Origin of the sequence: Stappia sp. BW2 (assembly GCF_008107695.1) — a bacterium.
Classification (GTDB): domain Bacteria; phylum Pseudomonadota; class Alphaproteobacteria; order Rhizobiales; family Stappiaceae; genus Roseibium.
Map to the genome: position 1 here is coordinate 447,910 of NZ_VIRG01000036.1, position 20,740 is coordinate 468,649.

26 protein-coding genes are annotated in these 20,740 nt (G+C 60.0%); 14 read left to right on the forward strand and 12 right to left on the reverse strand.

Going from position 1 to position 20,740, the window contains the following annotated elements; all coding sequences use genetic code 11:
• Positions 1-48 precede the first annotated feature (48 nt).
• Positions 49-195 carry a hypothetical protein gene (locus FMN63_RS29335; protein WP_153297087.1) on the forward strand — a complete coding sequence of 49 codons (147 nt, stop codon included), beginning with the start codon at positions 49-51 and terminating at the stop codon, positions 193-195.
• Between the two features lie 60 nt (positions 196-255).
• Here the strand turns inward: FMN63_RS29335 and FMN63_RS02285 are convergent, their stop codons facing one another.
• Positions 256-618, reverse strand: coding sequence for a winged helix-turn-helix transcriptional regulator (locus FMN63_RS02285; protein ID WP_148582314.1), 363 nt, complete (start codon positions 616-618; stop codon positions 256-258).
• 47 nt (positions 619-665) lie between these two features.
• Between FMN63_RS02285 and FMN63_RS02290 the strand changes: the two genes are divergently transcribed.
• A complete protein-coding gene (locus tag FMN63_RS02290; RefSeq protein ID WP_148582315.1) occupies positions 666-1,121 on the forward strand; it encodes a VOC family protein in 456 nt (151 codons plus the stop codon).
• Here FMN63_RS02290 and FMN63_RS02295 read toward each other — a convergent pair.
• Positions 1,078-2,397: a hypothetical protein gene (locus FMN63_RS02295; protein WP_148582316.1), complete on the reverse strand. Its 1,320-nt coding sequence runs from the start codon at positions 2,395-2,397 to the stop codon at positions 1,078-1,080. The genes FMN63_RS02290 and FMN63_RS02295 overlap by 44 nt on opposite strands.
• Before the next feature lie 230 nt (positions 2,398-2,627).
• On the opposite strand from FMN63_RS02295, the gene panC reads away from it, so the two are divergent.
• The 3 genes from panC to FMN63_RS02310 all read left to right on the forward strand — a co-directional run bounded on the left by panC (position 2,628) and on the right by FMN63_RS02310 (position 5,637).
• Positions 2,628-3,482 carry a pantoate--beta-alanine ligase gene (gene panC / locus FMN63_RS02300; RefSeq protein ID WP_162854984.1) on the forward strand — a complete coding sequence of 285 codons (855 nt, stop codon included), beginning with the start codon at positions 2,628-2,630 and terminating at the stop codon, positions 3,480-3,482.
• Positions 3,483-3,515: 33 nt separating this feature from the next.
• Positions 3,516-4,325, forward strand: coding sequence for a 3-methyl-2-oxobutanoate hydroxymethyltransferase (panB, locus tag FMN63_RS02305; protein WP_148582318.1), 810 nt, complete (start codon positions 3,516-3,518; stop codon positions 4,323-4,325).
• Between the two features lie 247 nt (positions 4,326-4,572).
• Positions 4,573-5,637, forward strand: a complete 1,065-nt coding sequence (locus FMN63_RS02310; protein ID WP_148582319.1) for a bifunctional transcriptional activator/DNA repair enzyme AdaA — start codon at positions 4,573-4,575, stop codon at positions 5,635-5,637.
• A 97-nt stretch (positions 5,638-5,734) separates the two neighbouring features.
• On the opposite strand, the gene FMN63_RS29615 is transcribed toward FMN63_RS02310, so the two are convergent.
• The 5 genes from FMN63_RS29615 to FMN63_RS02335 are packed head-to-tail and all read right to left on the reverse strand — an operon-like array spanning position 5,735 to position 8,821.
• Positions 5,735-6,838, reverse strand: a complete 1,104-nt coding sequence (locus FMN63_RS29615; RefSeq protein WP_205513795.1) for an energy transducer TonB — start codon at positions 6,836-6,838, stop codon at positions 5,735-5,737.
• The gene (locus FMN63_RS02320) at positions 6,835-7,233 is read right to left on the reverse strand and encodes an ExbD/TolR family protein (protein ID WP_148582320.1); all 399 of its coding nucleotides are present in this window, start codon (positions 7,231-7,233) and stop codon (positions 6,835-6,837) included. Before FMN63_RS02320 ends, FMN63_RS29615 begins: the two co-directional genes overlap by 4 nt.
• An 8-nt stretch (positions 7,234-7,241) precedes the next feature.
• Positions 7,242-7,616 carry an ExbD/TolR family protein gene (locus FMN63_RS02325; RefSeq protein ID WP_209000885.1) on the reverse strand — a complete coding sequence of 125 codons (375 nt, stop codon included), beginning with the start codon at positions 7,614-7,616 and terminating at the stop codon, positions 7,242-7,244.
• Complete coding sequence (locus FMN63_RS02330; protein WP_286192527.1) at positions 7,606-8,319, reverse strand: MotA/TolQ/ExbB proton channel family protein; 714 nt, start codon at positions 8,317-8,319, stop codon at positions 7,606-7,608. Before FMN63_RS02330 ends, FMN63_RS02325 begins: the two co-directional genes overlap by 11 nt.
• A gap of 22 nt (positions 8,320-8,341) precedes the next feature.
• Positions 8,342-8,821 (reverse strand): hypothetical protein, encoded by a 480-nt coding sequence (locus FMN63_RS02335; protein ID WP_148582322.1) that lies wholly within the window; start codon positions 8,819-8,821, stop codon positions 8,342-8,344.
• Between the two features lie 494 nt (positions 8,822-9,315).
• Between FMN63_RS02335 and FMN63_RS02340 the strand changes: the two genes are divergently transcribed.
• A complete protein-coding gene (locus FMN63_RS02340) occupies positions 9,316-9,942 on the forward strand; it encodes a LysE family translocator (RefSeq protein WP_148582323.1) in 627 nt (208 codons plus the stop codon).
• Between the two features lie 285 nt (positions 9,943-10,227).
• Here the strand turns inward: FMN63_RS02340 and FMN63_RS02345 are convergent, their stop codons facing one another.
• Entirely contained in the window at positions 10,228-11,334 is a 1,107-nt protein-coding gene (locus FMN63_RS02345; RefSeq protein ID WP_148582324.1) for a glycosyltransferase family 4 protein, read from the reverse strand.
• Positions 11,335-12,449: 1,115 nt separating this feature from the next.
• Complete coding sequence (locus FMN63_RS02350; RefSeq protein ID WP_148582325.1) at positions 12,450-13,403, reverse strand: LysR family transcriptional regulator; 954 nt, start codon at positions 13,401-13,403, stop codon at positions 12,450-12,452.
• Between the two features lie 104 nt (positions 13,404-13,507).
• Between FMN63_RS02350 and uraD the strand changes: the two genes are divergently transcribed.
• A complete protein-coding gene (gene uraD, locus FMN63_RS02355) occupies positions 13,508-14,116 on the forward strand; it encodes a 2-oxo-4-hydroxy-4-carboxy-5-ureidoimidazoline decarboxylase (protein ID WP_148582326.1) in 609 nt (202 codons plus the stop codon).
• Between the two features lie 37 nt (positions 14,117-14,153).
• On the opposite strand, the gene FMN63_RS02360 is transcribed toward uraD, so the two are convergent.
• The gene (locus FMN63_RS02360) at positions 14,154-14,534 is read right to left on the reverse strand and encodes a hydroxyisourate hydrolase (RefSeq protein WP_148582327.1); all 381 of its coding nucleotides are present in this window, start codon (positions 14,532-14,534) and stop codon (positions 14,154-14,156) included.
• Positions 14,535-14,662: 128 nt separating this feature from the next.
• Between FMN63_RS02360 and FMN63_RS02365 the strand changes: the two genes are divergently transcribed.
• From FMN63_RS02365 to FMN63_RS02375, 3 genes are read left to right on the forward strand one after another with little or no spacing between them, the layout of a single operon-like run.
• Complete coding sequence (locus FMN63_RS02365) at positions 14,663-15,169, forward strand: tripartite tricarboxylate transporter TctB family protein (RefSeq protein ID WP_148582328.1); 507 nt, start codon at positions 14,663-14,665, stop codon at positions 15,167-15,169.
• A gap of 1 nt (position 15,170) precedes the next feature.
• Entirely contained in the window at positions 15,171-16,709 is a 1,539-nt protein-coding gene (locus tag FMN63_RS02370) for a tripartite tricarboxylate transporter permease (protein WP_148582329.1), read from the forward strand.
• Complete coding sequence (locus FMN63_RS02375; RefSeq protein WP_148582330.1) at positions 16,699-17,670, forward strand: Bug family tripartite tricarboxylate transporter substrate binding protein; 972 nt, start codon at positions 16,699-16,701, stop codon at positions 17,668-17,670. Before FMN63_RS02370 ends, FMN63_RS02375 begins: the two co-directional genes overlap by 11 nt.
• Positions 17,671-17,750: 80 nt before the next feature.
• Here the strand turns inward: FMN63_RS02375 and FMN63_RS02380 are convergent, their stop codons facing one another.
• Both FMN63_RS02380 and FMN63_RS02385 read right to left on the reverse strand, forming a co-directional pair.
• Positions 17,751-18,239, reverse strand: a complete 489-nt coding sequence (locus FMN63_RS02380) for a nucleoside deaminase (protein ID WP_148582331.1) — start codon at positions 18,237-18,239, stop codon at positions 17,751-17,753.
• A 192-nt stretch (positions 18,240-18,431) separates the two neighbouring features.
• The gene (locus FMN63_RS02385) at positions 18,432-18,680 is read right to left on the reverse strand and encodes a hypothetical protein (RefSeq protein WP_148582332.1); all 249 of its coding nucleotides are present in this window, start codon (positions 18,678-18,680) and stop codon (positions 18,432-18,434) included.
• A 313-nt stretch (positions 18,681-18,993) separates the two neighbouring features.
• Between FMN63_RS02385 and FMN63_RS02390 the strand changes: the two genes are divergently transcribed.
• The 4 genes from FMN63_RS02390 (at position 18,994) to FMN63_RS02405 (ending at position 20,714) form a co-directional block, all read left to right on the forward strand.
• A complete protein-coding gene (locus tag FMN63_RS02390) occupies positions 18,994-19,728 on the forward strand; it encodes a Crp/Fnr family transcriptional regulator (RefSeq protein ID WP_286192519.1) in 735 nt (244 codons plus the stop codon).
• Positions 19,729-19,761: 33 nt separating this feature from the next.
• Entirely contained in the window at positions 19,762-19,908 is a 147-nt protein-coding gene (locus FMN63_RS02395; protein ID WP_205513797.1) for a hypothetical protein, read from the forward strand.
• A gap of 153 nt (positions 19,909-20,061) precedes the next feature.
• Entirely contained in the window at positions 20,062-20,364 is a 303-nt protein-coding gene (locus FMN63_RS02400) for a hypothetical protein (protein ID WP_209000886.1), read from the forward strand.
• A complete protein-coding gene (locus FMN63_RS02405) occupies positions 20,361-20,714 on the forward strand; it encodes a hypothetical protein (RefSeq protein WP_148582333.1) in 354 nt (117 codons plus the stop codon). The genes FMN63_RS02400 and FMN63_RS02405 overlap by 4 nt, the downstream gene beginning before the upstream one ends.
• Positions 20,715-20,740: the final 26 nt, after the last annotated feature.

Genomic DNA, 20,740 nt, shown 5'->3' on the forward strand with positions numbered 1-20,740 from the left:
TGCGTGTAAAGGTGGCTTTTTACTTTCGTTGCGGGTGCGGATTTTCCGATGAAATACCAATCTGCTCAAACGAAAATCGCGCCGGCAAAAATTCCATCAAAAGTTGTGTATGGGTGTGTGCTGCGCAGCCCTGATCCCCATTTGATTGGTCAGGACATGCAAACCGGCAAAATTTGGCAGGGGGACTGGCTCTAGTCGCGGTTCATGCCACAGCGCATTTCAAGGGCATCCTGATGGAGCTCTCTTTTCCTGAGGTCAGCCGGTGCGAGCAGAATTCCAGACGGCAAGGTCCCGCAAGATGGGCACCAGCGCCAGACCATCACGCGTCAAGGAATACACCGTTGCAACAGGAGCTGATCGCGATACAAGCCCGTCCTTTTCAAGGTCGCGCAATGCCCGGACGAGGACGCGGCGGCTTGCAAACTCAAGGCGTCGCTGAATGTCCGGCAGACCGCTATCCTTCTCGGACAGCGCAATCAGGATCGAAGCTTTCCATTGTCCGCTCACAGTCTGGAGGCCGGCTGCAAGATCACACCATCCATGAAGATTGCCCCGGTTTCGCTCCTGGATCGTCGACCAGGTCCGATCTGCTGTGTCAAAATTGTCAGACTGGTTCATGTGCGGGAAGCTCCGGTAGGTGTCTCCCGAAACATGGAGATCCCCTTATGTCAGAACAAGTTTTTACCGGCTTTCACCACCTTGCGATCCGCACCCCCGACCTTCAACGCTCCGTCTCGTTCTATGAAGAACTCGGTTTTCGCCAGGTACACGACTGGGCTCTGCCGGACTACGGCATTGATCGTGCAGTCATGATGCAGGCACCGGACGGAAAAAGCTGGATCGAACTGTTCGATCTGAAGGCCGGGATCCCGATGCAAGGTGTCGGTGCGCAAAATGGTCAAAAGGTTTCAACCGGTGCCCTCGCGCACCTCTGCCTGAGCGTGACAGATCTTGATCAAGCGTGCCTCCGGATTGGTGAAGCCGGTGCCAGGCATCTCAATGGTCCGGAAACCCTGACCCTTGGCGACCCCGAAGTTCGGGTTCGAAACGCTATTTTTAAAGGGCCGGCCGGCGAGGTCATCGAACTCTTGCAAACCGTCCGCTTCCCGGGTGACCGCTAGGCTTGGCTTGGGCTGATGTTGGAAGGTCGCATGGCCGCTGCGTCCGCCCCTTGTCCCAGGCCTTGAGCTGGTCAACGGCGCGTCTGGGGCCGAGGGTCAGGCGAAAGAAGTCGAACAGGCCTGGACGTACCGAGGCGAAAAAATAATTGAAGTGAAGCGCAAAGAAGCGAAAGCGCAGATGGCGGAACCTGTCTGCGGTCATTCTGTCGGGAATGCGCACGCTATACCGTCTGGGCTCCGGCAGAGTTTCGCTTGACCCGGCCGGCCGGGCATACCGCGCCACCGGTGCGGTGCGGCCGCCGCAGAGCGGGTCGTGGGGGCCGTAGAGATCCGTCCAGTCGACACCGGAACGGGCCACCGCCGTCACGGCGTCGCCAAACCCGCCGTCCGGTCCGAACGCACCCAGGCAATCGAATGCGGGCCCCAGCGTGACAAAAGAAAAACCGCCGGGGCGCCTGACGATATCCGGCTGTCGGCGCAGAACCGCGGCAAGAATATAGATCGCCACGAAGGTGCCGCAGCTGTGGGACACGAACACAAGGTCCGTGTCGTCCTCTGCTTCCGCAGCCGCGGCAACGATCAGATCGGCGCTTTCCTCGATGCGGGCAACCATGTCCGGGTGGTCGCTGCGGGCAAGCCGGGCCATGAAGTGCCAGCTGTTGACCAGGTACCGGAAGAAGGACCTGGGCTCCAGCCAGGTCATGAGCAGATAAACCGCGACCAACCACGCCGCGCTGCTTCCCAGGAACACAGCCCAGGCCGCTTCATCCGCATGTTCCCCCTGGATGGCAGCCGCCACATTGCGGAAAATCACCGGCGCCAGAAGGAGCGGCGGCAGCAGGCTGGCCAGAAAATAGAGAAAAAGGCCCACGGGAGGATAGAGGCAAAACACCCCGTGCGCCCAATTGCTTCTCAGGGCGGCACGGTATCCACCGGCCTGCGCGATCATCAGGAAAGACCGCAGTGCATCCCAAATCGTGCGCGGCCAGGAGCGTTGAAAATCGGGTTTGATGACGTCCCGCCAACCAAGTTGCACAAACGTCGTGTCGACGCGGCCCTCCGGCCAGTCTACACGCCCGCTCCAACTGGCCGTGGTGCTTCCAGGCGCGAGGCCTTCCTTGAGTGGGGAAAAGGCACCGTCCACTCCCCGGATGGTCAGGAAAGTGTCGAACTCCTTCTTGAGCATCGGGAAACAGTGCCGGGTCGGGCGTAAATCATAGCCAGGACAATAGATCACGAGCCGCTTCAGATGCGTCTTGATAAGCCTCTCCCCCAATACCAAGCCTTCCCATTTGGCCCGTAGTCGCAGTGCGATTAGCCTTATGGCACCAGCTGCGGTCAAGTCTATGTTTTCTCCGGCGCGGCGATCTACCCAGTTAAAACGAGCAGGGAAGGGGCCTTCGAGGCACGCTCTCCTTTGCAGGCTGGACATTCCTTTCGCCGTCATTATGCTGCACCCGCGAAAAGAAACCCGGACGGCAAACGGGGCGCGGGAGGATGAAAACGATGATCATCTGCCGGACAAAGGCGGAGATGCGCGAGGCCTTGCGAGGTTGGAAGCGCGCTGGTGACACGGTCGGGGTGGTGCCGACCATGGGCTACCTGCACGAAGGGCATCTCGGCCTCGTGCGTATGGCGCGGCAAAACGCGGACCGTGTGGTTGCCACCATCTTCGTCAATCCCACCCAGTTTGGCCCCAACGAGGATCTGACGACTTACCCGCGCGATGAAGCCCGCGATCTGGCGCTTCTGGAAGCGGAAGGCGCCGACGCCGTGTTTCTGCCGAGCGTTGAGGAAATGTACGGCGCCGGCGGGGACACCTTTGTCGAGGTTCCGGGCCTGTCCTCCATCTTGCAGGGCGCACTCAGGCCAGGTCATTTCCGGGGCGTCTCAACGGTGGTGACCAAGCTCTTCAATATTGTCACGCCGGACTTCGCCGTCTTCGGCGAGAAGGACTATCAGCAGCTCACCTTGATCAGGCAGATGGTGCGCGATCTCGACATGCCGCTGGAAATCGTGCCGCACAAGACGGTGCGCGAGGCCGACGGGCTCGCGATGTCGTCACGCAATGTGCGCCTGACGCCGGAACATCGGGCTGAGGCTGTTCAGCTCAGCCGGTCGCTTACCGCTGCCGAGGAGCTTGCGAAATCCGCCCCGGCCATTTCGGCGCTGGAAGCCGCTGTTCGAAAAAGCCTTGGCGAAGCGCCCTCCGGAAAGGTTGAAAGCGTCGATATCCGCGATGCGGAAACCCTTGAGGAGCTCTCCGGCACGCTCGACCGCCCGGCCGTCGTGCTGCTGGCCGTGCGCTTCGGCACCGTTCTCCTCATCGACCAGCGGGTGATTGCGCCCGCCACCCGATAATCCGTCTCAAGCCCCTTATCGAAAGGACGCCGCATGAGCACCCAGAAACCCGTCCGCCGTATCACGGCCCCGCAGATCAACCGCCGCAAGGGCGCAGACCCCATCGTCTCGCTGACCTCCTATCACGCGCATACGGCGGCTATCGTCGACAAATATGCCGATTTCATCCTGGTGGGGGACAGCCTCGGCATGGTCATGCACGGCATGGAATCCACCGTTGGCGTTTCGCTGGAACTGATGATCATGCACGGCAAGGCCGTGGTGCGCGGAACCAGCCGGGCACTGGTGGTGGTCGACATGCCCTTCGGCACCTATGAGGAAAGCCCATCGGTTGCCTTTCGCAACGCCGCCCGCGTGATGAAGGAAACCCAGTGCGGTGCTGTGAAGCTGGAAGGTGGCGCACGCATGGCCGAGACCATCCGCTTCCTGACCGAACGTGGCATTCCGGTGATGGCTCACATCGGTCTGACACCGCAGTCGGTCAACGTCATGGGCGGGTTCAAGACGCAAGGGCGAGACGAGGACAGCTGGGCGAGCCACGAGGAAGACGCAAGGGCCGTTGCCGAGGCCGGCGCATTCGCGCTTGTTGTGGAAGGCATGGTCGAGCCGCTGGCGGCAAGGATCACCAAGAAGATCTCGATTCCAACCATCGGCATCGGCGCATCGGCGGAATGCGACGGCCAGATCCTGGTGCTGGAAGACATGCTTGGCCTCAATCCGACGCCGCCGAAGTTCGTCAAGGTCTACGGCAATCTCGGCGGTCAGATCGAGGCGGCGGTGAAGGCTTATTCTGACGAGGTCAAGGACCGCAGCTTCCCAAGCGAGAACGAAGTTTACCGGTAAGGCCGGGTTCGCACCTGTCGGCTCGACAACCCGGACGCCGTGAAACTTGGATCCGGGGTCGGGGCGCCCGTGCCTCGCCTTTTGAACGCATGCCCACCTCGTCCGCCGGTGGCTCTCCGGTCCCGACTCGTGCTGACGCTTGGCCGGGATGACGATGGAAAGGTTTGTTTTCCGGCGCTATCCGATGGAAAAAATCAACGCCCGATTTCCGGCTGCAAAGCCTCCGCGCCGGGCGTAAGGTCGGGTCATGCTGATGACACGACCCAGTTTTGACAGGCTCTATGAAGCGCTCCTGAACCGTGATCCGTCTTACGATGGTCGCGTTTTTGTCTGTGTGGCTTCCACTGGCATCTTCTGCCGTCTGACCTGCCCAGCGCGCAAGCCGAAACGGGAGAACTGCACCTTCTACGACACGGTATCGGAGTGTTTCGACGCGGGGTTCCGGCCTTGCAAACGCTGCCGTCCGACCACGCCGGAGGCAAGTGCCGACCCGGTGGTGAAACCGCTGATCGAGGCGTTGGAAAAACGGCCTGCCTATCGCTGGGGCGAGCCGGATCTCGTGCGCCTGGGGTTTGACCCCTCCACGGTGCGCCGGGCCTTCAAGCGCCATTTCGGCATGACCTTTCTGGAAATGGCCCGCCAGCGGCGCCTGCAGGAAGGCTTCTCCACGCTTGCCGAAGGCGGCAAGGTGATCGATGCACAGCTCACGGCAGGCTTCGACTCGCCAAGCGCGTTCCGCGAGGCCTTTTCCAGGATCCTCGGCCAGTCTCCCGGTGCCTTTTCCGCCAAGCCGCTGCTCTTTGCCGACTGGGTGGCCTCACCGCTCGGCCCGTTGATTGCCGTTACCGACAGGACCCAGCTGCACCTTCTGGAATTCCTAGACCGTAAGGCCTTTCCGGCCGAGTTCAGGAAACTCCAGACCTTTGCCAAGGGCGAGATCGGCTTTGGGCGGACGGAGGTCACCGACCAGATCCAGAGCGAACTCGACCGTTTCTTTGCTGGAACGGGCGGCCGGTTTGAAACAAGGCTGGCATTGCACGGATCTGCCTTCACGCGGGATGTCTGGCGCGCGCTGTTGACCATTCCGCCCGGCGAAACACGAAGCTATTCCGAACTGGCACGGGCCTTGGGGCGGCCGGAGGCAGTGCGCGCGGTCGCTCGCGCCAATGGCGCCAACCAGATCGCGCTTGTGGTGCCCTGCCACCGGGTGATCGGCGCCGACGGCTCTCTGACCGGTTATGGCGGGGGGCTCTGGCGCAAGCAACGGCTGATCGAACTGGAGCAGAGCTACCGGAAGACACCGGCCGCTTGACGGACGGCCCGCGTGCCGGCCAGTGGCGGGGATCGCAGCAGGCAACGCTCCCCCTTGAACAAGGCCGTGCAAGTGCCGACGTTCTTGCACGGACGCATCACCGGTCGAAGCGGACAGGCACCTGCATCTTCATATGCGCTACGCGAATATCGCGCGGAAACTTGGGCATGGGCGAGGCCCTGCGCACCATGTCGAGCGCGGCCTGATCCAGCAACGGGTGACCGGAAGACCGGGTGATGCGAATGCCGGAAACAGAGCCGTTGGAGGAAATCGTGAAGCTGACGCTCACTATTCCTTGCAGTCTCTGGCGTTTCGCTTGCCTCGGATAGCGTTTTGCCCGGCGCAGTTTCGCCACCACCTTGCCCTGGTAATTGGAAGTCGCCTTCGTGCCGCCGTCGTTGGTGCGGGCATCCGCCCGGCCATTGGCGTTGGAGTTCGCGCTTCTGCTGGTGATGCGCTCGCCACCTTTGCGGGCGCTGGCCTCCGCCCCCTTGGTCTGTGCTTTTTGGGATTTTCTGGATTTTTCGCGCTTGTCCGGCTTGGCAGCTTCCGCCTTGCGCACCGGCGGCTTGGGTTTGCGGGTCGGCGTCTGTGTGATCTCGGCAAGCGGATCGGCAATGGGCTGTTGCGCTTCGGTTTGCGGTTCCACGGGCTTTACTGGCCTCACCGGCGCGGCGGGCTCCACCCGTGCAAGGTCGACAGGCTTTTGCTGCGATGCCGGCTTGACCGGTTTAACGGGATCCGGTGTGACCCGGCCTTGTGCTGTCTCTGTCTGCGTCTTCGGCGGTGTGACGGGCGCTGTCACCGGCTCAGTGGACGTAACGCCTGACACCGCCGGAACGGACGGGACAGGTTCAGAAATCGGGCTGTCAGGCACAGCCTCGGCAACGGCCGTGACTGGCTGAGCCTCCACCGGTTTCATCGGTGTGTCGGGCGGCACCTCGGGCGTTGCCGCACGTTCGTCCACGTCTTCAATTGGTGTCGCGTCCGGCGTCACGTCTTCGACCGGCTGATGGTCGGCAACTGCATCCACCTTCGCGCCGGCAACAAGATCTTCAATGGACCCGATCACGGAGACGCCGCCACCTTCTGAAGCTGCAATCGAGACTTCGTTGGGATCTTTGGCAAAGAAGGCGGCACCGGTGCCGTGCAGCACCAGGGAAAGGATTGCCCCGGCAGCAAGGAAACGCGAGAAACTCACTTCGAGCCTCTTCTTGTAATGAGCACGATGTTGCTGCGCCCGGCATCCTTCAGGTCGCGCAGCACCTTTTCCAACGCATCCGCCTTCAATGTGCCGTCGGCAGCCACCTTGACCGGGCCGTCTGAGCCATCTGTCGTACCATGTGTTGCCAGCCAGTCGGCGACACCGATCTCGGTATCTCCGGCAAAGGTTCGGCCTTGCTGGTCGACGATGAGGGCGCCGGTGGACCGGATGGTCTCGTCCTCCAGAATGTTCAGCGGGGGCTCGATTTTCCTGGCATCGTCCCGGGCAACCGATCCGGCAAACAGGAAAAAGATCAGCATCAGGAAAACGACATTGATCAGCGGAATGGTGTTTTCCGGCGGTTCGCGGCGTTGTGGCAATTTCAAGCGCATGAGATCACCTATCGTCCCGTCACCAGAATGCTCTTCAACCCGCTTCGGCGGGCCGCCGACATGACGTCGACCACGTCCTGAACGTTGGCATCCGGCCCTGACCAGATCGCGACGATGCTGTTTGCCTTGAGCGCGGAAAAGAGTTCCGGCATGTCCGCCTTCAGGATCGGGCGGCCGTTGAGTTCCAGCTTTTCCGGCGCGTGAATGCGCAGGTAGGCCGGCCTTTCCACCGCGCCGCCGCCTTCACCGCCGCTGGAGAGATCCAGCGACTGATAACGCGTGAAGCTTGACGCCAGCATGAAGAACAGCAGCAGCAGGAAGATGACATCGATCAGCGAGGTCAGGCCAACGGGCTTGCGCCGGGCCCTTGCTTTAAACTGCATACCTCGTCTCCGAAGCCTCCAGCGCCACAATCCGTGCCGAGCCGCGTTCGGCAATGGCGCCGGTGAAGAAGGCCGTAACGAGCGCTTCCATTTCGGCCTGCTCCGCTTCGATGCGGCTGTCGAACCAGCCGACAATGGCGGAGACGGGGATCGCGACCGACAGGCCGACGGCTGTCGTCAGCAACGCCACCCAGATGCCACCTGCCAGAACGGAAGGGTCCACCGCCGCGCCAGCGCCCTGCATGGCCTGAAAGGCTTCGATCATGCCGAGCACGGTCCCCAGAAGGCCAATCAACGGGGCCGTCTGGGCGATCATGTCGAGCGGGCGCAGATAGGCCCTCAGCATGTTGATCCTCTGGATGCAGATCCGCTCGACATCCTCTTTCAGAAGCTCGGTCCTGGTGTCGTTGCGGGCTCTGCCCTGAACGAGCCGCAGCATGATGTCGGCAACCACGGATTTTCCGCCGGCGGCCATCGCTTTTGCTTCCTGCGGCCGTCCGTCCAGCCACAGGAACAGCGCCTTGCGGGCGGTGCCGAAGCGGCCGACCCCCAGATACAGGAACTGCAGCAGCTTGGCGGCGATCAGGGCTGCGGCCACCAGAGAAAGAACGAGCAGGAACAACACCACCGGGCCGCCCTGGTCGACAAGGCCGGAGAGCGGAGACAGGAAGTGCGGCAGGGCCGCGGTTGAGGCATCAGGCATCTTGATCACGCTTGGGTTTTCATCAGAGGATCAGGTCGATTTCCGACCGCGAGTCGATCCGCAGCAGCGGCAGGCAGTCCTGCTGCGCGGCATCCTGAAGGTCGCAGGCACGCACCTCGTTCAAAAGGACACGGGAGATGCCGGTGCAATCGCCCTTGGCAACGTCATATTGCCGGACACGCATCTTGCCGGCGGGCAGCTCACCGAAATCAATGGCGGCGTAGCCGGAAACACCATCGGAGGTGTCGAACATCACCAGATCGAGACCAAGAGCCTTCACAGGTGTCGGCAGGGTGTTGCGGACGACGAAGGTCAAGCGGCAGGACCCATTGACCGTCTCCGCATCATTCAACTGGACGGAAATCTCTTCGGTTGTCTTGGTGGTCACCTCGGGGGCTGCCTTGGCAAGGCTCTGGGCGCCTGCCCCGGCTGCAAGCTGACTGCTCAGCATCAAGGCAATCGCACAGGTGCGAACAGGCACCGGAAACAATGATGTCTTCATCCCTTCGCTCTCCTGCAGAGGCTGGCGGCAGGTATGGCTCCACACTGGAAAGTCAGCCGCACACCATTCGAGTTACAGATATCTCTCCAGCCGGCAGGTTCTGGTCATGCGCCAGGCCGCTGGGGCCGCCATCCCGCTGACAAGGCTGCCCCGTCGGGACACACCAAGGGTGGGATTGGCTCGCAGAACTGCTGGAGAGTTTGGAGGGCTGAGGCGGCCGGTGCTGTCATGAAAAAGACAGCCGCTGCCTTGGCTATTCGTTCTTTATACCGAAAGTGGCAGCCGAGGAAACCGGTCACGCCGAAAAAAGTTGAATTTTTTTATCATGTTTTAAAATGCCCGCCAGCCTGCTGGCTGAAAGAACGAAATGGCTACGCTCAATGAAACAGCCCGGCAGATTCTGACGCGTGACCGCCTCCAGGCACAGCCATCATTGCGTTGTCAGACAGAGCATGGCTTGATGACTTCGAGACCTAATGTCGCGGAGCAAGTGCATGATCGACCCTGCCACCCTGTTGACCTATATCGCGATCGTCCTCGGATTTGTTTTCATTCCAGGACCGGCGACGATCCTGACAGTCGCCAGGGCGACCAGTTCGGGAACAAGGGTGGGAATTGCGACGGGGGCCGGTATTGCGGCAGGCGACGTGCTTCACACCGTCATGGCAATCGTTGGACTGTCCGCCATCATAGCGACATCGGCGCTTCTCTTCAGTGTCATCAAATACGCCGGTGCGGCCTATCTCGTGTATCTCGGGATCCGGGCAATCTTCGAGAAAGCCCCGGGCGACCTGACGAGAGGAGCGCTTCCGACCACCGCAGGCCGCGCATTCCGCCAGGCGGTTTTGGCAGAAGTTCTGAACCCGAAAACCGCACTCTTCTTCCTGGCCTTTCTGCCCCAGTTTGTTACCCCCGGGAGCGGATCGGTCGCAATTCAGCTCAGCGTATTGGGTATTGTCTTTGTCTTTCTCGGATTGCTCAGCACGATCGTTTTCGCGGTCAGCGCCGGTGGCCTCGGTAACTTTCTTCGCCGGCACCCGGCCGTCTTGAAATGGCAGGGCAAACTGGTTGGCACCATCTATTGCGCACTCGGTGTCCGCTTGGCATTGCAGGAACGGTAAGCTTGTCCGCAAGCGAGCAGAGCGACTTTCGCTCCAGCAGTCTCAGATGCCTGAAATGTGTGCCGGTTTCGGACCATGCCTCGTGATGAACGGCACTCACAGGGCCTCATTGGACGGCAAAAACAACCTCTTGGAAACCGCATGGTTCCACCTGAAGCCAGCAGGGAGGTCTCATGCCCCGATTTGACGCCCTGTCAGCTCCAGCGAGCCCGAAGCGCCACGCCCTGTCGGCCTCTTCCCTTGTCTCTGCTCGCTTGCGTCGCTGAGACGTTCATGAACTCCCTATCAAGCAACAGCAAGAGCCGTGAAAGACGGAGGGCTTGCGGCTTGCAAAAATGCCTGGTCCCATTGGCCAAGAACGTTTGCCGTGGAAAAGCGATCCAGCGAGGGCGGGCCGGCTTCGCAGAAAGATCTGCGCAGCGCCGGGTCGGTAAGGACCCGAGTGATCGCCGAAGCAAGCGCCTCTTTGCTGCCCATTGGCACGAGCAGGCCCGTGGTTCCGTCCTGCACGATCTCACCGGGGCCCCAGGGGCAGTCGGTAGAAACAACTGCCATTCCGCTCGATATCGCCTCAAGGACGACATTCGCAAACCCTTCGAAGCGTGAACTCAGGGCAAACACGTCACCGGGCGATGTCCATTCGCCCGGCACTTGCGTGACACCCGCCAGGCGAACGACTTCCTGCAGCCCGAGGTCTGAAATCTGCTTTTCGAGTGCGGACCGCTCCGGGCCTTCGCCATAGATCGTCAACTCCGCATCAGGGACGCGCTCCACGACCTGGGCAAAGCCAGCGATGAGGATATCAAACCCCTTTTGTTGGTCGAGCCGTCCGACCGCGACAACCCTGCGGCCCGCATCAGGCCGCGGCTTGGCGCGTGGCAGCGGCGTGACCGGATTTGGAATAACGGTGGTCTTTTTCTGGATGCGGGTGGATTGTCTTTCACGCGCGCGCTCCGTCATCACGACGACCCTGTTCGCTGCAAGGGCCGCCATCGGCCGGGTCCAGCGCCAGAAGCGGCTCATTTGCTGAAGATCGAAATTGTTGCGTTCCGATATGATCGTCGGAGTGCCGGTACCCGCGGTCGCAAGCACCGTGATGACGTTGATCTTGGTCAGGAAGGAGACGACCAAATCCGGTTTGATCTTCCCCAGGCGTCTACGCAGATCCATTGCCCGTTGTGCAGCGACAAAATGCCGGGAATACTGGCCGGTGCGGCTTAGGCCTTCGACCTGAATGTCGGGATCATAGGAGAAATATGAGGTGGAATCAGTCGCGTTGACGGCGATCACATGCACATCATCGCCAGCGGCAAGACGGTGGTGGGCCAGCAGGTTGACGACTTTTTCCGCACCGCCTGCGCCGAGGCCCGCAAGTACAAACACGACACGCATTACGGATCCTTTCTCGCGGCAGAGCTGGTGAGGCCGTTCCGCACCCAATGATTGTTCATTTCCGCGCTGTTCATCCCTTCATGTTCAGCAGCGGAACGGACCATCTGTGCACGCGAATGAAGGTCGAGCTTATCGGTCGCCCTGATCTTGTCGGTTTCCACCGGCTTGGTGCTGATGTGCGCACGAGCGACAATTAAAGAGCTGTAAAAAATTGGATCTCCCCCCCAGGAAATACACAGTGAAAAAATAGCGCTGCTAACAACCAAACGGTCGCGGCTATTTTGTTATGAAGCTTGGCGGTATTCCATTTTGCTACAAAATAATTAGTATTCGTATCGTCTTAAGTTAAGGCTCTTACTCAAATATAAGTAAAAGAGCTTACATTCCAGGCGCAGTCTTGCGGAAAATCTTACGGGAACTCAACCTGCTCCCTGGTCGGACCGTGCAGCCTCTCTCCCACTGCAATTTGGTTCCTGACCCGCTACATGAACTTGTCGTACACGAGCGAAAAAATGTGGTTTAGTTAACGATCAATCCTCCCAATTTAACAAATATTACACCATTTGCGCCTCGCAGGGAATGCTTTGAATACAACAAGTCCCTCTACGAGACGCAGGATCTTTTCGCTGCAATTTATGCTTGCACGATAGACCTGTAGGAAGTGAATATTTTTGATCGTATATTGTGTCTCAAATAGTAATATTATGATATTTATAGAATAATATTAGGGGGTGAAAAGACTTTACAACCAATATTTCAACGCATACGTGAATTTGTCGAGGATATTCGACTTCGCCAGGCTCGTACATCGAGATACGTATTGATAAGTCAGGTTTTAGCTGTTCCTGGAAGATGTATTCGAAATGCGTTCATCGAGTTCAGGCAGCGTGTGCTGGGCCCTGTTTTGTCCCGGAGTGTGGTTGCAGGCAGCTGACAAACTATTTGGCCCGAGGTTGAACCCGGGTCATCGGGTCGGGCAAAGCCAAGACCAGCCTGGGATCTCGGACAAGGGCAATCCACGACACCTCCCGGTATCTTTCGATGTGTCGAGGAGAGCGCTTCCCGGGAAACCCATGGATGATGGGTCCCCAACTCTGGTTGCTCCTGCGCTGATCTCATTCGGAAAGTGTTGTGGGACGTTCGCAAGTCTCACGGACCGCTGTAAGCGTCCTCGACGCCTCTTCCGCGAGACAGTTTGCGACTTCGTTCGCGATACGTGGAAGAGTCCTGCGTGCACTGACGGCAACGCTGATTGACTGAGCGGCAATTCCCCTTGCTTTGACCTCAAGCGCGACCATGCTGCCGTTCATCAGTTCAGGAGCAGCGTCCATTTCGGAGGTCAGGGCAACATGGCTTCCCCCGATCACGAGCTGCTTCAGAAGCTGAAGCGAATTGGTGACGACGGGGGGAGGGCCGTCCTCGAAGACCCAGGCATGCTGCTCATCCAGCATACGGCGGATCGAAAGGGCCCTGCTCTGAACGACGATAGCCTGTTTGCGCACGTCCGCAAGCTTCACGGACCGCTGTGCCGCCAGTGCATGTCCAGGTGCAACGACGCAATAGAGCGGCAGGTCGGCAGTCCAGATGACGTGCACGTCCCGGAGCCGGCGAAGATTGAAGGCGAGGATCAGGTCGCATTGACCGTCGTCCAGAAGCTCTGCTGCACCGTCAGGGGTCGCAACTTCCACATCGACGCGCACGCGCGGGTACCGTTCGCCGATGGCTTCAAGAAAACGCGGTATGACGCCATTCACCTGGCTGTCCATTGTCGCAAGGCGGATGTGGCCGAAATCGACACCCTGCATGCGCTTCACATCGGACTGGATGCGGGTTTCGTCGGCGCGCCACCTCTGCGCCAGAAGGACGAACATTTCGCCCGCGGGGGATAGCTGCATGCCCCGCGTCTGGCGGTCGAACAGCTGAACACCGATCCGGTCCTCGAGCAGCTTGATCTGCCTGTCGATTGCCGAGGCGGAAATGCCGATGGCGCGGGCCGCCGCCTGAATCGACCCGTGTTCCGCAACAGCCTCAATGTAGTGCAGGCTGCGGGGCACAAGATGGAGGTGCATCGTGCATCATCCTAATTTTTAGAATGCAATGTTGCCTATTCCATCATGGATTGCAACGGAAACGCCAAGTAGCCTGACTTGGACAGCCACGGAGAACGAACCGAATGTCCAGGGCCGGAAGCCTTCAGGAACTGAACGTCGCGCCACGGGAGACAGCGCTCCGGATGCTGGAGCGGATTGTCGAAAGGTCGTCCTGGGTGGCGGAAATCGTGGTCGATCAGCGCCCCTTCGCTTCCGACCAGGAAGTTGCCCGGCGCTTGGTCGAAACGATCCTGTCGTCAGGGTTCGACAAACAGGTCCAGCTCTTCCGCGCCCATCCGGAACTTGCCGGCCGCGAGGCCACCGAAGGCACGATGACCGAGGCCTCGACGGACGAACAGGGCCGCCTCGGGCTGACGGCACTGGCCGCCGAAGACGCGGCGCGCCTCAAACGCATGAATGCGGCCTATGCGGCCCGTTTCGGCCACCCGTTCATCCTGGCGCTGCACCGCATGTCCGACCTGGAGGCGGTGTTCGACACCTATGAGCGCCGGCTGGCTGCTTCGCCGGTGGAAGAGCACGTGTCGACGCTGGCGGAAATCGCTTCGGTTATCGGGAACCGTGCCGCGCAAGCCTTCGGATTACAGTCAGGGGAAGACCCGGCGGAAACGCAGGCTTCCGCAGTGGAGACCGACCGTTTGCGGACAAAGACCAGCGAGGCGCGCAATGTCTGAACGCCATCTTTTCGGAACGTCGCGGCCTTTGTCGCGTCTAGGCTCCACCTCTGAAGAGCGAAAAGCCCCAGGGGGTGAATTTGAACGGCAGATGGAAATGTTCGTGAACGGCATCGATGCCGAAGCGAAAAACCGCGACGTCCAGAAAAGACGGGTCGGGAATGGAAACGCCGCCCGCCCTGAAATACGCGCCGACGTCGAACTCCACCTCGTAGGTGCCGCGCAGGACGCCTGTTCCTTCCGCGACAGGATGAATGAAATGACCCGTCGCCGCGCAAGCGCCTTCCGCGACCATGTCCGGGGCCGGCGACAGGCGCCTCAACCGGACCGTCAGGCCGGACGCCGGTATGCCGCGCGCAACGTCAACCGCGTGGATGGAGATGCCCCCGGCCTGTGCTGCGGTTTTTTCATCTGTCATCCTGATGCCTCATCTGATCTCGCGGTGCCACGTCTTCGGGCAAACTCTGTCACGCCAGATCCTGCGATGCAAAGGCGACCGGAGCGGCATTTCGAACGCAGGTATCCCTGTGTGGAAGCGAGGCAAGGATGAACCAGTACTCCAATGAGCCCGAAGATAATGGTCAGGGCGAACTGGCCGCCGACAGCCCGGCCGGGGCAACCGGCTGGGGCGGTGAAATTGGCGGCGTGCTTCTGCTTGTCCTCAGCGTCATCTTTATGGTGGGCGGATGGCAACTGGGCCTTGGCGTTCCGACACGTCTTGGAACCGGCGCCTTTCCCTTCGCAACGGGTGCCGTATTAGCCGTGCTCGCGCTGGCTATCGTTATTGCCGAGCGAAAGGGCGATGGACTTGCGGAAAGGCCGGACTGGATCGGGCTGCTGGCCATCTCCGCATCGCTGGCAGTCTTCGCGATCGTCGTGGACCGGCTGGGTCTGGTGCCTGGGGTCTTTGCAACTGTCGTCGTTGCCAGCCTTCCCGACCGCAACCTTTCCCTGCGGGGCAAGGCTCTGCTGGGGATCATCGTCGCACTGGGATGCTGGGGTGTCTTCATCGAGCTCCTGAACCTGCCCATCAAGCCTTTCCTGGAGTTCTAGCGTGGATATTCTTGCAAACTTCAGCCAAGGCCTGCTCGTCGTCCTGCAGCCCGAAAACCTGATGTACTGCTTCATCGGGGTCTTTCTCGGTACGTTCATTGGCGTATTGCCCGGGATCGGCTCCATGGCGGCGATTGCGATGATCCTGCCGATCACCTTCTATCTCGATCCCACGCCGGCGCTGGTTATGATTGCCGGTGTCTTCTACGGCGCCGAATACGGCGGTTCGACGGCGTCGATCCTGCTGAACGTTCCCGGTACGCCGGCGGCCTCCATCACGGCAATCGAGGGGCACCAGCTGGCCAAGAAGGGCCGTGCGGGTGTTGCCCTGTTCTCAACGGCGACGGCCTCCTTCGGCGGCGGTATCATCGGCATGGTCGTCATCGCACTCTTGTCGCCGTTCCTGGCAAAGCTCGCCTTGTCCTTTGCTCCGGCAGACTATTTCGCCGTCATTCTGCTTGGTCTGATTGCAGCCTCCGCTGTCAGCAACGGCGGTGCCCTGAAGGGGATTGCGATGGTCATCACGGGGTTGATGCTGGGCACCATCGGGATCGATCTCACCACCGGGGTCACACGGTTCACCATGGGTGTTCCCGAGCTCCGTGACGGCATCCATATCGTCATCGTCGCAATGGGACTGTTCGGTGTTGGCGAGGTGATCGCCTCGATCCGTGCCACGCGCAGCGGTACGGCAACCCAGACCGTGGATTATTCCGATTTTTACCCGTCGAAGAAGGAATGGAAATCGCTGTTCGCTCCCATCCTGAGGGGCGGGGCCATCGGATCCTTCATCGGCGCCCTGCCAGGCACCGGGCAGACCATCGCGGCGGCCCTCGCCTATGCCGTGGAAAAACGGGTCTCGCCGCAGCGCAAGGACTTTGGAACCGGCGTTGTGCCGGGTGTCGCCGTTCCCGAGGCCGCTAACAATTCGGCAACCCAGACTGCATTCATCCCGACGTTGACGCTGGGTGTGCCGGGCAGCCCGCCGATGGCAATCGTCATTGGAGCACTCATGATCTACGGCATCACGCCGGGCCCGCGCCTCTTGACGGAGCAGCCCGACATGTTCTGGGGGCTGGTTGCGAGTTTCCTGGTCGGCAACATCATGCTGCTCATCCTGAATGTGCCGCTCATCGGCATATGGGTGAGGCTTCTGAATATCCCGTACAAATACATGTACCCCACCATCATCGTTCTGATCTGCATGGGGGTCTACAGTCTCAACAACAACGTTTTCGACATTTGGCTGACACTCGTCATCGGTGTCGTCGGATACGTGATGCGCCTCTTCCGGTTCGAGCCGGCGCCGCTTCTTCTGGGGTTCGTTCTGGGCCCCATGATGGAAGAGCACCTGCGCCGCACGATGCTGCTCTCGCGCGGAGATCCCATGGTTTTCGTGACGCGTCCCATCAGCGCGACGCTTCTGGCAATCACTGCGCTGATTATCGTTTTCGCACTCTACTCCACGGCACGAACGCACCGCCGCGCATTGGCGGCCCGTCTCGGATCAAGCAGAAAGGAACAGCCAAATGAACTATAAGGCCCAATTTACCGGTGCGGTGATGGCAGTCGCCGCCGCCATGACATCCACGGCGGTGCTGGCGGAGCCCGGCGCCTGGAGCGATGAACCTGTCCGCATCGTCGTGACCTTTCCCCCTGGCGGAACAAGTGACCTTGTCGCTCGTCTTCTTGCCCAGCAACTCGATACCGGTTTCGGGCAAAAGGCGGTCGTCGACAATCGCCCCGGCGCTGCCGGAACCGTGGCGGCGGACTATGTTGCCCAGCAGCCTGCTGACGGCACGACGCTGATCTTGTCGAACAACGCGCCATTCACCATTTCGCCGACGCGCTTCAAGTCTCTGCCTTACGATCCTATCGAAGACTTCACGCATGTCGCCTACATCGGCGCATCCGCGCCCGGGCTCTTCGTGCAGCCATCGTCGGGCATCACGACGCTTGAAGCGTATGTCGCCCAGGTGAAGGAGACACCAATGACCTACGGGTCGAGCGGCGTAGGCTCGATCTCCCACATCCTCGGCGAAGCCGTGGACGCGGCGTTGTCGGTCGAATCCATCCACGTGCCCTATCAGGGCAGCGCGCCCGCGATCCAGGATTTCCGGGCCGGCGCCCTGGATTCTTTCTACGATATGGTTGTTCAGAACAGTGACATGATCGAAGACGGCGAAGCCGTCGCGCTCGCAATCGCGTCGCCGGAGCGCAATCCGCAGCTTCCGGATGTGCCGACATTCCGGGAACAGGGATATGACATCGTGATCGAGAACTGGGTCGGCCTGTCCGCACCTGCAGGTCTCGACCCTGCGCTCCGGGACAAGATCCATGAAACGGTCCTTGCGGTATTCGCCAAACCGGAAGTCCAGGCAAAACTCACCGATCTCGGCATCACCCACGTGGCCATGTCGTCGGAAGACTACGAGGCCCTTGTCGGCGAACTCATCGGCGTCTGGGCGCCGCTGATCGAAGCGGCCGGCATCAAGGAATGATGTAAGAGTTCCGCCGTCCCGCTTTCCGGCGGGGCGGCCCCGGTTCTGCAACGGGGGCAAGGGCCGCAGCGGCCATGTGGTCAAGCATGTTGTTTGGCCCAGGCGAACAGCACCTTCATTGCGTCCTCGGAAAGAGCCTGACGTGCCGGCATCGCCCGTTCCTCGACCGTCTTTCCGCACTGTTCACGGAGCGTGTCCACGTCTACCGTGAAACGTGCCGACAAGGGCAAATGCTGGAGGGCCGCATTGCTCTCGGCAAGACCCGCCGCATAGTACAATCGCCTAATTCCGGAGATCTGCATTGCGGCGACACAAAGCGCACACGGTTCGCAGCTCGAATACAGATCGCACTCGTGCAGATCGACCGTGTCGAGGTGCCGGCAGGCGTCGCGGATCGCTTCCGTCTCTCCATGCGATGTTGGGTCACGCTTTTCCAGAGACCGGTTGATGCCTTGCCCAACGATCTGTCCGTTCCGGACGACAACCGCGGCGAACGGCTCGGTTTCCGGGGTCTCCAGGGCCGTTGCCGAGAGCTCAATCGCCCGGCGAAGGAATTGCTCTTCGAACATCACACAACCTTTTCGCACCTGCAGTTTCTGCGCCGTTGCGCGAGTTTGACACGCAGAGGCGTTGGAGAGAAGACGGGCTCGTATTGTGTTTGATGCGACAAGGGGAGAGCTGATTTCCGAGAAATCCTTCGCATGCTGCGATGTGGATCGCGTTCTCCTTGAAGGACATGAACCAATACCGATTGCGCGCAATCACGAGTTGGATTGTGGCCGCCTGACCGAGTTCCCTCCGGCGATGATCCGTTTGATCAGGTCTGACACGGCCCGGTGAGTTTCCACGTCGTCTTGCGGACCGGTCGCGTTTTCATGCGTTGAAGCGGCATCGCGCAAGACGCCCAGGATCTCTTGTTCGGGAAGAATTTTGTGATCGTTCATTGCCAGCAAAAGGGCTTCACAGATCGAGAGCGCCGCCATTCCTGAATAGTCTCTTTGGTCAGGCATCTTGATGACCCCTTTCACGGGCTAGAAGCCCAGGCATATCCCAACTTCGGCTGCGAGGCGCAACGAAAGGCTCAGCCGTCGGGATCCGCGGACGTTGTTGTGCTTAATGGTTGATGATGCGCCTCGACCGGCGCACCGATCCTGGCCGAATGACCTGACAAGCGAGCTGATGAGCGATCATCGGCTGTGGTTGGTATTGGGTGCCAGTCCGATAAACTTCACCATGGTGACAGAAAATCAGTATGCTGCACTGATTGAAAGCAGTCTTGGCCCAGTCATTTTGGAAATGGTTCGTTGCCTGGGAGAAAAGGATTTGAACTCTATCGAGAAAAGTCCGCTTGCCCGCAAGCTTTCCAGCTTCGTGGCCTTGTCCCCGAACGAACTCGAAGTGTTGCACCATCTGCATCAGCGTCGTCGCTCATTCGTGGCAGGACGTGATCTCGTACAACAGGGGCAGTCGGAACAAGCTGCCTATATCCTTTCCGAAGGTTGGGTCTGTTCCTACAAACTTCAGCCGGACGGGACACGGCAGATCATCGATTTTCAGATCCCGGGAGATTTCCTGGGATTGCGAAGCGTTCTGTTGCGCACCTCGGATCATAGCTTCGAACCGGTCACCGATATTCAGGCAGTTGAAGTTCCCTCAGATGACCTGCTTGCGGCCTTCGCGCAGAGCACCCGCCTGGCGACCGCTATTCTCTGGGCGATATCGCGGGACGAGGCGATGGTCGTCGAACATCTCGTAAACCTGGGACGCCGTGATGCGGACGTCCGTATGGCCCATTTTCTGCTCGAACTTGGCTCCAGGTTGGCGCTGGTCGGCATGAGCAGCCAAACGGGCTACGACTGTCCGCTGACACAGTATCACCTCGCCGACGCACTGGGACTGAGCGCCGTGCACGTCAACCGTATCTTGCGGCAGTTGCGCGAGAACGGGCTTGTGACGTTTCGAAATGGCAAGGTGACATTCGATGATCGTGACCGCCTGGTCGAATTTGCACTGTTCGATCCCGAATATCTCGACCAGACCGGGCCATTGCTGAAGTAGGCCACACCGAGTGTCTCTCTTGGGGAGCCGGTATTGCGTAGGGATCTATGGTGGATCTTCTATCCGCGCAACAACGAACGCCGTATCGCTCGTTTTCTGGTCGGGTGCGGGCGGGATGCATCCGATATTCCGCTGACACGGACATTTGGTGAAAACACTCTGAAAAACTTCGAGGTTTGAACAAAGATTTCCGATGAAAACTAACCTTGATCAGTACAGGACGGTCCGAGTCTCTCTAAGATATCTGAAATAGTCGCGCCCCAAGAATTGGCCGAGCAAGGCCATCCAGGGAGCCTGACTTGAGCATACCCAAGACAAATGGCGGACTTTACGATGAGCACTCGGTCGACCAGATCGACGGTGAAGTTCTTCCATCCTTTCTCTCTGAGAGGGCAATCGGAAGTCCTACCTGCCGGAGACTATGAAATTCTTGTCGAAGAAGAACTTCTTCAGGGATTGAGCTTCCTCGCCTACCGGAAGACGGCAACGTATCTGATCGTCGCCGGCAACGGCAGGACCGAGATGCGGGAGATCTCCGGAAACGATCTGGAAGAGGAACTCAGCCGAGACCGGGCCGCCAACGATGACAAGCAGCAGAGCGAGGCGGCGCCCTTTCCGCCGGAGGACTTGAAATGAATATTCCTGAATGGGTGAAACCTGCCGCGTATGGTGTCGTGATCGGCGCAATTGCCGTCAGCATAGCGGGATTTTCGTGGGGAGGCTGGGTCACCGGCGGAACCGCGGCAAAGATGGCAAGCACGTCGTCACATGACAAAGTGATTGCAGCGCTGGTGCCGGTGTGCGTCGGCCAGTCTCGTTCCGATGATGAGCGCACGGCAAAGCTGGCGGAAATTCGCGAAACTTCAGCTTACCAGCGCAGGACCGTACTCATGGAAACCGGCTGGGCGACGATGCCAGGATCCGACAGCGCGGACCGGGATTTGGCCCAGGCCTGCCTCACGGCACTTGAGCCTGACCTGTCTTGAGTGAAGTCCTGTCTGGAGACAGGAGC

Coding starts and splice junctions, on each gene's coding strand:
- FMN63_RS29335 (WP_153297087.1), top strand. CDS start 49: ATGAAATACCAATCTGCTCAAACGAAAATCGCGCCGGCAAAAATTCCA.
- FMN63_RS02285 (WP_148582314.1), bottom strand. CDS start 618: ATGAACCAGTCTGACAATTTTGACACAGCAGATCGGACCTGGTCGACG.
- FMN63_RS02290 (WP_148582315.1), top strand. CDS start 666: ATGTCAGAACAAGTTTTTACCGGCTTTCACCACCTTGCGATCCGCACC.
- panC (WP_162854984.1), top strand. CDS start 2,628: ATGATCATCTGCCGGACAAAGGCGGAGATGCGCGAGGCCTTGCGAGGT.
- panB (WP_148582318.1), top strand. CDS start 3,516: ATGAGCACCCAGAAACCCGTCCGCCGTATCACGGCCCCGCAGATCAAC.
- FMN63_RS02310 (WP_148582319.1), top strand. CDS start 4,573: ATGCTGATGACACGACCCAGTTTTGACAGGCTCTATGAAGCGCTCCTG.
- FMN63_RS02320 (WP_148582320.1), bottom strand. CDS start 7,233: ATGCGCTTGAAATTGCCACAACGCCGCGAACCGCCGGAAAACACCATT.
- FMN63_RS02325 (WP_209000885.1), bottom strand. CDS start 7,616: ATGCAGTTTAAAGCAAGGGCCCGGCGCAAGCCCGTTGGCCTGACCTCG.
- FMN63_RS02330 (WP_286192527.1), bottom strand. CDS start 8,319: ATGCCTGATGCCTCAACCGCGGCCCTGCCGCACTTCCTGTCTCCGCTC.
- FMN63_RS02335 (WP_148582322.1), bottom strand. CDS start 8,821: ATGAAGACATCATTGTTTCCGGTGCCTGTTCGCACCTGTGCGATTGCC.
- FMN63_RS02340 (WP_148582323.1), top strand. CDS start 9,316: ATGATCGACCCTGCCACCCTGTTGACCTATATCGCGATCGTCCTCGGA.
- FMN63_RS02345 (WP_148582324.1), bottom strand. CDS start 11,334: ATGCGTGTCGTGTTTGTACTTGCGGGCCTCGGCGCAGGCGGTGCGGAA.
- FMN63_RS02350 (WP_148582325.1), bottom strand. CDS start 13,403: ATGCACCTCCATCTTGTGCCCCGCAGCCTGCACTACATTGAGGCTGTT.
- uraD (WP_148582326.1), top strand. CDS start 13,508: ATGTCCAGGGCCGGAAGCCTTCAGGAACTGAACGTCGCGCCACGGGAG.
- FMN63_RS02360 (WP_148582327.1), bottom strand. CDS start 14,534: ATGACAGATGAAAAAACCGCAGCACAGGCCGGGGGCATCTCCATCCAC.
- FMN63_RS02365 (WP_148582328.1), top strand. CDS start 14,663: ATGAACCAGTACTCCAATGAGCCCGAAGATAATGGTCAGGGCGAACTG.
- FMN63_RS02375 (WP_148582330.1), top strand. CDS start 16,699: ATGAACTATAAGGCCCAATTTACCGGTGCGGTGATGGCAGTCGCCGCC.
- FMN63_RS02380 (WP_148582331.1), bottom strand. CDS start 18,239: ATGTTCGAAGAGCAATTCCTTCGCCGGGCGATTGAGCTCTCGGCAACG.
- FMN63_RS02385 (WP_148582332.1), bottom strand. CDS start 18,680: ATGCCTGACCAAAGAGACTATTCAGGAATGGCGGCGCTCTCGATCTGT.
- FMN63_RS02400 (WP_209000886.1), top strand. CDS start 20,062: ATGAGCACTCGGTCGACCAGATCGACGGTGAAGTTCTTCCATCCTTTC.
- FMN63_RS02405 (WP_148582333.1), top strand. CDS start 20,361: ATGAATATTCCTGAATGGGTGAAACCTGCCGCGTATGGTGTCGTGATC.